At 43.9% G+C, this 9931-nt stretch carries 9 protein-coding genes; 4 read left to right on the top strand and 5 right to left on the bottom strand.

Annotation, left to right across the window (positions count from 1 at the left end):
• Positions 1–55: 55 nt before the first annotated feature.
• Entirely contained in the window at positions 56–775 is a 720-nt protein-coding gene (locus MICAI_RS14110; RefSeq protein ID WP_008203209.1) for a biliverdin-producing heme oxygenase, read from the bottom strand.
• Positions 776–1285: 510 nt separating this feature from the next.
• Here MICAI_RS14110 and MICAI_RS14115 point away from each other — a divergent pair.
• Positions 1286–2026: a response regulator transcription factor gene (locus MICAI_RS14115; RefSeq protein WP_008203211.1), complete on the top strand. Its 741-nt coding sequence runs from the start codon at positions 1286–1288 to the stop codon at positions 2024–2026.
• A gap of 279 nt (positions 2027–2305) precedes the next feature.
• Here MICAI_RS14115 and MICAI_RS14120 read toward each other — a convergent pair whose 3' ends face one another.
• The gene (locus MICAI_RS14120) at positions 2306–3790 is read right to left on the bottom strand and encodes a glutamate synthase subunit beta (protein ID WP_002731974.1); all 1485 of its coding nucleotides are present in this window, start codon (positions 3788–3790) and stop codon (positions 2306–2308) included.
• Between the two features lie 188 nt (positions 3791–3978).
• Positions 3979–4818 carry a ribosome biogenesis GTPase YlqF gene (gene ylqF, locus MICAI_RS14125; RefSeq protein WP_008203214.1) on the bottom strand — a complete coding sequence of 280 codons (840 nt, stop codon included), beginning with the start codon at positions 4816–4818 and terminating at the stop codon, positions 3979–3981.
• A gap of 107 nt (positions 4819–4925) precedes the next feature.
• Here ylqF and MICAI_RS14130 point away from each other — a divergent pair, with 107 nt between their 5' ends.
• Entirely contained in the window at positions 4926–5468 is a 543-nt protein-coding gene (locus tag MICAI_RS14130) for an NUDIX hydrolase (protein ID WP_008203216.1), read from the top strand.
• A gap of 181 nt (positions 5469–5649) precedes the next feature.
• Complete coding sequence (locus MICAI_RS14135; RefSeq protein ID WP_008203218.1) at positions 5650–6591, top strand: hypothetical protein; 942 nt, start codon at positions 5650–5652, stop codon at positions 6589–6591.
• A gap of 199 nt (positions 6592–6790) precedes the next feature.
• Here MICAI_RS14135 and MICAI_RS14140 read toward each other — a convergent pair whose 3' ends face one another.
• Positions 6791–7732: a TIGR04168 family protein gene (locus MICAI_RS14140; RefSeq protein ID WP_008203220.1), complete on the bottom strand. Its 942-nt coding sequence runs from the start codon at positions 7730–7732 to the stop codon at positions 6791–6793.
• A 328-nt stretch (positions 7733–8060) separates the two neighbouring features.
• Between MICAI_RS14140 and MICAI_RS14145 the strand changes: the two genes are divergently transcribed.
• Complete coding sequence (locus MICAI_RS14145; protein WP_002784450.1) at positions 8061–8258, top strand: hypothetical protein; 198 nt, start codon at positions 8061–8063, stop codon at positions 8256–8258.
• A gap of 1 nt (position 8259) precedes the next feature.
• On the opposite strand, the gene MICAI_RS14150 is transcribed toward MICAI_RS14145, so the two are convergent.
• Positions 8260–9426, bottom strand: a complete 1167-nt coding sequence (locus MICAI_RS14150; RefSeq protein ID WP_008203224.1) for a cysteine desulfurase family protein — start codon at positions 9424–9426, stop codon at positions 8260–8262.
• Positions 9427–9931: the final 505 nt, after the last annotated feature.

Below are 9931 nucleotides of genomic sequence, written 5' to 3' on the forward strand. Positions count from 1 at the left end.
GGCTAACCATTACCCCAATTCCAGAATTTCCGTTTTTTTTAGGTTTTCTTGACTACTATTCGGCGGTGGCCAATCCGGTTTCGGTGCTGCCGGTGCCGCGACGACGGGTGAGAGTATTAAAGAGCATAATTCCGATCGCTTTGATCAGATTACCTTCCAACTCTTGGAACATTTTCATGTTCATGCCAAAAGCGGCGTTAGCTTCGGTGACAATGCGATCAGCCATGGCTTGATCTACTGGTAACTCGTCGAGGGTTTGACGATAGTGGTTTTTATAGGCTTTTTCGTCGGGAATATCTTTAAAATCATAGAAAGCTGTGCCACCAGTTTCCAGATTCATCGCTTTTTCGGCGATTTTTTTCAAGATTTGCCCCCCGGACAGATCGCCGAGATAACGGGTATAGGAATGAGCGACTAATAATTCGGGTTCTGTTGTGGCGATTTCCCGAATCCGGTCAACGTAGGCCTGACCTGCGGGAGATAAAGCGATCTCGTTGCGCCAATTTGGACCATAATAAAAATATAAATCCTGTTCTAGCGCATTTTTGCGATTGAGTTCGGTAAAACAGATTTTAGAAACGACGGGATGACTACGAAGTTTTTCCATCTCCTCCTCCATGGCCGAATAGACGAAGTAGAGGTTAGCCACCAGTTTGCGATAGGAAGTTTTTTCTACCACCCCCTTGAGAAAACACTTGACAAAACCGACGTTTTCTGCCATGGTATGGGATTTTTTCGTGCCTTCCCGCAGTTGAGTTGATAAATTAACGCTCATATTATGATCACCTGTTTGGATGAGTGGAATGGATCGGGTTCGTTACAGATGCTTACTAAAACCGCCTATTTTGGTAGATTAAACTGAATCGAACGGTAATTTTATTAAGAATTTTTACAGTGCCGCCAGGGGAGCTGAGGGGGAAAAGTTAGGTCTAGAAGGACTTTGCCGCCGCTTGAAACCGCTATCGAGCCAGATGGCGCAATTGTAAAGATTAGTGAAAAACGGCTGCCTAGGTGAGCTTGGGGCGAGAGAGGGCATAATTTAGCACCAATATCAATTCTCGCCCAACATTCTTCACACTTCTTAGAAATTCTTAACATTCAGGAGACTTATATCAGCAAAATTTCACAAATTAAAACCGAATTTAGCAATCATGCTTATAATCAGTACAGGATTCTTTATGTTTCGCCAAACTCAACCCCTTGAGAGACAAAGCCATAGTTGCGATGTCAGCGAGAACACATTTAGCAACCCCCTACCCAAACCCTTAGTCATAACACTCTGGTAATGCCCCGAATACTTGTAATCGATGATGATCCTGCAATCGCGGAATTAGTCTCCATCAACTTGGAGATGGCGGGTTATGACGTTAATCCCGCAGAGGACGGGATTAAAGGCCAGGCCTTGGCCGTCCAGTTACAACCCGATTTAATCATGCTGGATTTAATGTTGCCCAAAGTCGATGGTTTTACCGTCTGTCAGCGTTTGCGACGAGATGAACGCACAGCAGACATCCCGATTTTGATGCTCACAGCCTTGGGACAAACCCAAGATAAAGTGGAAGGTTTTAACGCCGGTGCCGATGATTACCTGACCAAACCTTTCGAGGTGGAGGAAATGTTAGCTAGGGTGCGCGCCCTGCTCAGACGCACCGATCGCATTCCCCAAGCCGCTAAACACTCAGAAATACTCAGTTTTGGACCTTTAACCCTGGTTCCCGAACGTTTTGAGGCGGTCTGGTTTGAAGGTGTGGTCAAGTTAACCCATCTAGAATTCGAGTTACTCCACTGTCTTCTCCAACGTCACGGTCAAACCGTTTCCCCCAGTGATATTCTCAAGGAAGTCTGGGGATACGATCCCGATGACGATATCGAGACTATTCGGGTTCATATTCGCCATCTGAGAACGAAACTAGAACCGGATCCCCGTCATCCTCGCTATATTAAAACCGTTTACGGTGCGGGTTATTGTCTGGAGTTACCCACCAATGAACAGGTGGTGCTTGATTCATCGGCGGCAACAGTTTAAACAGGGAGCAATTGTCTAAATAGGCAATAGGGACAATTGTTTCCTCCCTCCTCCTCCTCTTCTCTTATGTTAGTTAGGGTTTGCTGAATAAATCTAAAAACCTTGTTGAATAAGACTTTTAGACTTTTTTCCCCTCAAAAAGTGCCAGCCATTGCGGGGATTGGGGGGAAAATTCAGGGACTTTTTCCCTGAAAATTAGGTAAAACCCTACACCCCACACCCCACACCCCACACCCTGCCCCCACAAAAAACTTTTTGCCGCAAACCCTAACTACTGGTTTAAGGTAAATCCGTCGCCCCCATCAAAAAGCGATCGCATTCCCTGGCGGCCCCGCGACCTTCATTAATCGCCCAAACCACCAAACTTTGACCACGACGACAATCCCCCGCCGCAAAGACTTTCGGCAAGCTAGTGGCAAATTGACCGTGTTCGGCCTTGATATTGCTGCGGGCATCCTTTTCTAAGCCTAAATCATCGAGTAAAGGCTGTTCTGGTCCCAAAAATCCCATGGCCAATAGAACTAACTGCGTCGGGATGACTTTTTCTGTTCCTGCCACCGGTTGGGGGATAAACTGCCCTTTTTCGTTGCGTTGCCATTCCACCTGTACCGTGTGAATCCCCGTCACGTTGCCCTCGCTATCCCCCTCGAATTTAGTCGCTGTGGTGGTATAAACCCGGGGGTCATCGCCAAAACGTGCGGCCGCTTCCTCTTGTCCATAGTCCAGACGGTAGATTTTCGGCCATTCGGGCCAGGGATTATCGGCGGCCCGTTCGCGGGGCGGTTGCGGCATAATCTCTAATTGGGTGACGCTACGGCAGTTATGACGCAGGGAAGTCCCCACACAGTCGGTTCCCGTGTCACCACCGCCGATAATTACCACGTCTTTACCCGCGGCCGAGATAAAATCCTCCCCCGGCTGTCCGTCTAGTAGTGCCTTTGTATTAGCGGTGAGAAACTCCATGGCGAAGTGAATGCCCTTTAATTGGCGACCTTCGATGTTTAAATCCCGGGGTTTGGTGGCCCCGGTACAGATAACCACGGCATCGTATTCGTTTAATAGGTCTTGGCTGCTGATATCCTTGCCCACTTCCGTGTTACAGACCATTTTTACCCCTTCCTGTTCCAGCATCTGGAGACGACGCAGAACCACTTCTTCCTTATCTAACTTCATGTTGGGGATGCCGTACATCAACAGGCCGCCGGGGCGATCGGCCCGTTCATAAACTGTCACCCAGTGACCGGCTTTATTTAACTGGTCGGCGGCTGCTAATCCAGCAGGTCCAGAACCGATCACGGCCACTTTTTTGCCGGTACGGATGGCGGGGGGATTGGCAGTAATCCACCCAGATTCCCAGCCTTTGTCAATAATCGAACATTCAATATTTTTGATCGTAACGGGGGGATTATGAATACCGAGAACACAGGAACCCTCACAGGGGGCGGGGCAGACTCTACCGGTAAATTCGGGGAAATTATTGGTTTTATGGAGGCGATCGAGGGCTTCTCGCCACAATCCTCGATAGATTAAATCATTCCATTCGGGAATCAGGTTATTAATCGGGCAACCACTGGCCATGCCACTAATTAGGGTTCCCGTGTGACAAAATGGTGTACCACAATCCATACAACGGGCGGCCTGATTGCGGAGTTTATCTTCTGGCATGGGAAGATGAAACTCATCCCAATTATGAAGGCGATCGAGGGGGGTAAGTTCGGAAGGAAGTTCACGCAGGAATTCGATAAAGCCAGTCGGTTTGCCCATAGTCTTTGTTATCTCTGTCGTTTATTCCCTATCTTCCTTCACAGTTCGATCGATCCTCGCAACTTTACCGATTTCTTTAATCTTATCTGAAACTCAGTGGACTAACAGGCGGTAATTTTGACCAATTCGGGAATTAACCGGTCTATTAGCGGCGACTATTGACCTAATTGAGTTAAAAACAGGCTATTTCAAGAGGAAGGGGGCAATTCTAAGGGGATAGCCCCGATTATTCCCTTCCGAAAATCATTGAGTAACTGCATGGCTGCCCTTTCTTTATCTTCTTGATATTTGAGATTGGCCAATTTTTCGATAAAATCCTCCCCGGTCATGTCTAGGGTATTCAACCCATAACGAGATTGTAAAAGTCCTTCATAGTTTAATTCTACTAATAAATCGACAAAAGCCGCCCCTATCCTTTGGTTATCATAACCAGCATCCCCAATATCCTCACAGATAGCTAATTTCACCGCATCCTTTTGATTATCTAAACGGGAAGGGATCACCCCCGGCGCGTCTAATAATTCTAAGGTGTCGGAAATTCTTACCCATTGTAATTGTCGCGTTACTCCGGCCCTGCGGGCGCTGGCAACGACTTTTCGCCCTAATAAACGGTTAATTAGGGCAGATTTACCCACATTGGGAAACCCAATCACCACGGCGCGCACTGGACGGGGTAACATTCCTCTTAGTTGGCGTTTTTGGTTAATTGCATCGCCAATTTTTTCCGCCGCTTTGATAATTGCTTTAACTCTTTCTCCCTGTTTAGCGTTAGTAAAATAGACGGTTTCTCCTTGACTTTTAAACCATGTTACCCATTGTTGCTGGGCAGATTCGGGAATCATATCGAGACGATTTAAGATTAATAAGCGCGGTTTATTGCCAATCCAATCGTCCACCTGGGGATGATGGGAAGCCAAGGGAATGCGAGCATCGCGCACTTCTAGAACCACATCCACGAGTTTAAGATGTTCCTTGAGTTTTCTTTCCGCTTTGGCAATATGACCGGGATACCATTGAATTAACGACATGGGAGATGGGAGTATAAAATTAGATCTTATCAGAAATAGTCCCTAGATAGCTATAATTATCTGAGAAAGAGTTTAGTAATTTCACTGCAATTATAACAGGATTGTCGATGACTAATTTAAAAAAATGGCAAATTATTAAATCTGAGCTAGTTTTTCATAATCGTTGGTGTCAAGTCCGTCAAGATGCGGTGAAGTTATCCTCTGGACAAGTTATCGATGATTATTTCGTTAATATTCGTCCTGAAATTGTGTTAGTTGTTCCAGTTACTGGGGATAATCAATTAGTTTTTGTTCGTCAATATCGTCACGGGGTTAAGGAAATTTTATTGGAATTTCCTGCCGGAGCAGTAGATGCGGGTGAAGATAATATTACTGCGGCAGCGCGTCGAGAATTCGAGGAGGAAACTGGTTATCAAAGTGATTCTCTAATCCCTCTAGCTGTTTTGTATGATAATCCTGTTAAAGATACTAACAGAATTCATATTTTTTTGGCTCTTAATGCTATCCCCACCAGTCAACAAAAGTTAGATGTTACCGAGGAAATTGAAGTTATTCTTCGACCTTTACAGGAAATTAATCCCCAGGAAATTACCGTCTCCGGTAGTTTAGCTGCTTTCTATCTAGCGAGGGATTTTTTAAGGCAAAATTAAGGAGTTATAGCAGTTATATTAATGGGGAGGTAGGAAGTTTTCGTTTTCGGGAGCCAGTTGTCAGGAGATTATTTTTATTTATTCTCCCCAATTCATAATTCATAATTCATAATTCATAATTGACAATTCATAATTCATAATTCATAATTTATAATTCCCACTGTCTATGAGTAATTTTTTTATGATTGCTGGCTTTATTCTATCAGCTTATGCAATCGTTGCTAACGATTCCCTACAAACTTTAGGTACTTTTTTAAGTGCCAATGAAGAACGTCCCTGGTGGATTTTATGGCTGTATTCCAGTATAATCTTAGCCTCGATTTTTATCGCTGGTTGGTATATTAATCAGGGAGATGTGGCCTATAATCGACTAGAAATGATTCCCTTCCCAGAAAATTTTACTTGGATTTATATCGTTCCTCCCCTGGCAATTTTAATTCTCACCACTTGGGGAATACCCGTGAGTACAACCTTTTTGGTTTTAACAGTTTTTGCTCCCCAATCTCTAGATGAAATGTTAATTAAATCCGCTTGGGGTTATGCTCTTGCTGTTATAGTGGGGTTAGTCATCTATCGAATTATTTATCGATTAGAAAACTTTTTCCTAGAAACAGTTAATAAAGAACCTGAAAAAATCTGGGTAGTTTTACAGTGGTTATCCACCGGGTTTCTCTGGAGTCAATGGTTAATACAAGATTTCGCTAATATTTTCGCCTATCTTCCCAGAAAGTTAGCGGCAACATGGTTAGTTTTATCTCTAACAGTTATGCTACTCCTGCAAACCATCATTTTTATTAATTATGGGGGTCAAATCGAGAAAATTGTCACTAGCAAAACTAACGCCCATGATCCGCGTTCTGCAACAATTATTAACTTAATTTATGGCTTAATTTTACTGTTTTTTGTTGGCTATAATCATATTCCCATGAGTACCACTTGGGTATTTTTAGGTTTATTAGGAGGTCGAGAAATTTCTCTGACTTTAACCAGAGAAACCCCTAATTTAGCCGCCACAGGTAAACTGGTTTTCGGGGATGCCTTGAAAGCTTTTATCGGTATGATTGTTAGTGTTGCTATCGCTCTTGCTTTACCTCTACTCGCTCAAAAACTTAACTATCTATAGGGAATTATGAATTATAAATTATGAATTATGAATTATAAATTATGAATTATAAATTATGAATTATAAATTATGAATTATAAATTATGAATTGGGGAGCTTTTTTTCAGTTATCAGTAAACAGTTAACTGAAACCTGACATCTGATAACTGATATTAGTGGTTGTACCGCATAAGATTAAGAAAAGGTCTATTTTCAAAACTTAAGAATAACAAGATTGGGGAGATAGGCGATCGATTGATGACCCGGAGTGATAAAGTTTTCTATTACTGATAATCTCAAAATTATCGTTCAACCAGATTAAAGATGCTTCTGTGACTAGACCTTCTTCAAGAGTGACTAGGGAAAAATTGCGAGATTTACCCTTATCGGAGTGGAGAATGCGAGGGACACTGGCAGCATTCAGATAAACAGTTCCCATCTCGGAAGTGACCACGGGATTGCGTAAACGGGAAGTAGTATGACGGAGACGGTGGTGCATATGACCGAAACTGACGAGAGGAACCTGTTTTCCTAATAGCTGTGCTTGTTCGATGGCCGCTGCTAAATCCGGATCCCCGTGGTCCCCTCCCAAGGGTTGCCAATCGCGACCACAGATAGCTTCCGCTTCCTTTCCCAGTCCGGCCGGACCATTGTGACCTAAAAAAATCAGGTTATTATAGGCAGTATCTTGAATATTAGCGATAATTTTGGCAGTAGATTCGGCAAAACTGCTGATATTATAGCGTTCTTGAAAAAATTCTCCATTTTTCCACTCGGAACCTCCCCAAGTAAAGGGACGACCCCCAACAATCGAAAGCTCTAAACTGGGTAGGTCTAGTTTTGAGTAACCCACATGAGCAACCCCTAATAATTCTAACTGGGCGGTGACACGATCTTCCTTGTTGCGATCGTAGGGACATTGTTTTCGTCCCCAGGGGGTGGCGCTATACCACGCGTCATGATTACCGAGAATAACGGCTTTTGGTAAGGACAAACTAGCAATCCGACCGACAACTTCTAGGGATTCATTGCCAAAATCGCCGACAAATAGGGCTAAATCCACTTGTAAAGCTTCTAGTGCTAAATTATCTTCTATTTCCCATTGGTCGTGAACGTCACCGATGACGGCGATTTTATAGGTGCGAGGGAAAGAACTTACCATTACCAGTTATCAACTATCATTTACCAGTAACGATCATAACTAGGATTGGCCGAATAAATAGACCTCTTGCAAAAATCAAAAATCTTCCTTTAGGTGAGGAGTCAGGAGCCAGTAGTCAGTAGTCAGGAGAATTAAGAATGAGCATTAATCAATTAAATGCTCTATTTAGTGATTTTATGCAATTTTATGCTTGTTTTTCTCATTTTTGCCCTCTCAAAAATTAATTATAGCAATTCTCTGGTAAAGATGTAAAGATTTCAAACAAAGTTACCCACAGTCATCGGTTTTTTTGTAAATTTAGATACAGAATTATCAGGGTGATCTGTGTATGTCTTTACTACAATACCGCACTACTGCCGTTGTTACTCGCCCCCAAGCAAACACATGGGTACAACTCAGAATGCTCCCCTCTCCATACAGCTTTGATGAAGCACTACTACTCTGTGAACAGGATCAGGGCCGTTGGGTGGCATGGATTCCCGATTTTGGCGAAATTATCTTGATCGAAGGACAATTTGAGGGATAAACTAACTCTTGCTAACAATTAAGGCAGATAAACAGCGATCGATCACTTGTTTTAATACTAGAGCCGTCCAATCGATATCGGCGGCGCTGGTGTCCCTTCCCAGGGTTAAACGAATTCCCGCTAGTGCCTCTTGATCGCTGTAGCCCATAGCTTTTAAAATTGGACTGGGGGAAAGTTTGCCACTATGACAGGCGGATCCGGAACTAATGCCGATTCCTGCTAAATTAAGCTGACGAACTAGCTGTTTTCCCGTGATTCGACTGTCATCGTCGGGACGGACAATAAAGCTGACGTGGTGGGGTAAACGATAGAATCGGTCCCCCGTGGGCAGCAGATAAGGATAATCGGCTAAGAGGTCAAATAATCGATCTCGCAGGGCGATTAAACGCATTTTTTCGCTAATTAAGTCTTTTTGGGCTAATTCAGCCGCTAAACCGAAAGATGCGATCACTGGTACGGCTGGGGTTCCCGATCGCAGACCTTTTTCCTGGCCACCGCCCCGCAGTAATGGTAAAATATCGACGCCGGCTCTGATGTATAAAGCTCCCGATCCTTGCATTCCATAAATTTTATGGCTAGAAAGAGATAATAAATCTACGGGCAGTTTCCGCACATCAATATCGCATCTTGCCGCCACCTGCACCGCATCGGTGTGAAAAAGCACTCCCCTTTCTCTGGCAATGCTGCCCAATTCTTCAATCGGTTGTAGGGTTCCCACCTCACTTTGTCCGTAAATAATGGAAATTAAGACCGTATCGCTTTGAATTGCGGCTTTTAAGTCTAAAGGATTAACCCTACCTTGACGATTGACGGGAAGACGAGTAATTTGCCAACCTTGCTGCTCTAATTGTTTACAGGGTTCAGCGATCGCCGAATGTTCCACACTAGAAATAATTATATGACGGGGGCGGTTATACTGTTGAGCAACCCCGATAATCGCTAAATTATCGGCTTCCGTGCCGCCAGAAGTGAAGATAATCTGGTCTGGATTGGCATTAATTAACCCTGCTACCTGTTCTCTGGCCATTTCGATGACTGTCGCCGTATCCTGGCCCCAAGTGTGTAAACTGGAGGGATTGCCCCAATGATGCTGGAGAATAGTGGCAACCCGCTCGATTACTTGGGGATGAGTGGGGGTAGTGGCACTATAGTCAAGATAAATTTGCATTATTTTACAATCTGGGCAATGAGAGCCAAGGACAAGCAGCTATTTTCAGTTTAGCGGCTTAGGTTTAACACTCGATCGATTGGCTCTCCCAGCTTTGGTGGGTAAAATGTATTCTAAGATACATTTCTCAAGAGCGAGGGGGTGGAACGAACCACAAAGACACAAAGGACACAAAGATCGATCGATCCTATGTCAATTAAACTTATCACACAGAACCTAGAAGAGCCATCGATTGTCGGGGCGGTTAAATCTTTCCCTGTTAAAAAGCAGAGATGCCGATTAAAGCATCCCCACAGAGTCGATTTTACCTCTCTTCTGTCAATCTCGGCAGAAGACCAGCAAAAGTCATCCCAAAGACAGAGCAAATATCGTCAACAATCAAAGTCATGAAACCGTTCTAATACTCAATCCGTTGAGTATCGGCTACATATCAAGAGAGGCACTCATGCAAGAGGCACTCAGGCAAAACGGAGAATAAATAATCAGTTTTTAATAACCAGATTTA

It is taken from the genome of Microcystis sp. T1-4, assembly GCF_000297435.1.
Taxonomy (GTDB): domain Bacteria; phylum Cyanobacteriota; class Cyanobacteriia; order Cyanobacteriales; family Microcystaceae; genus Microcystis.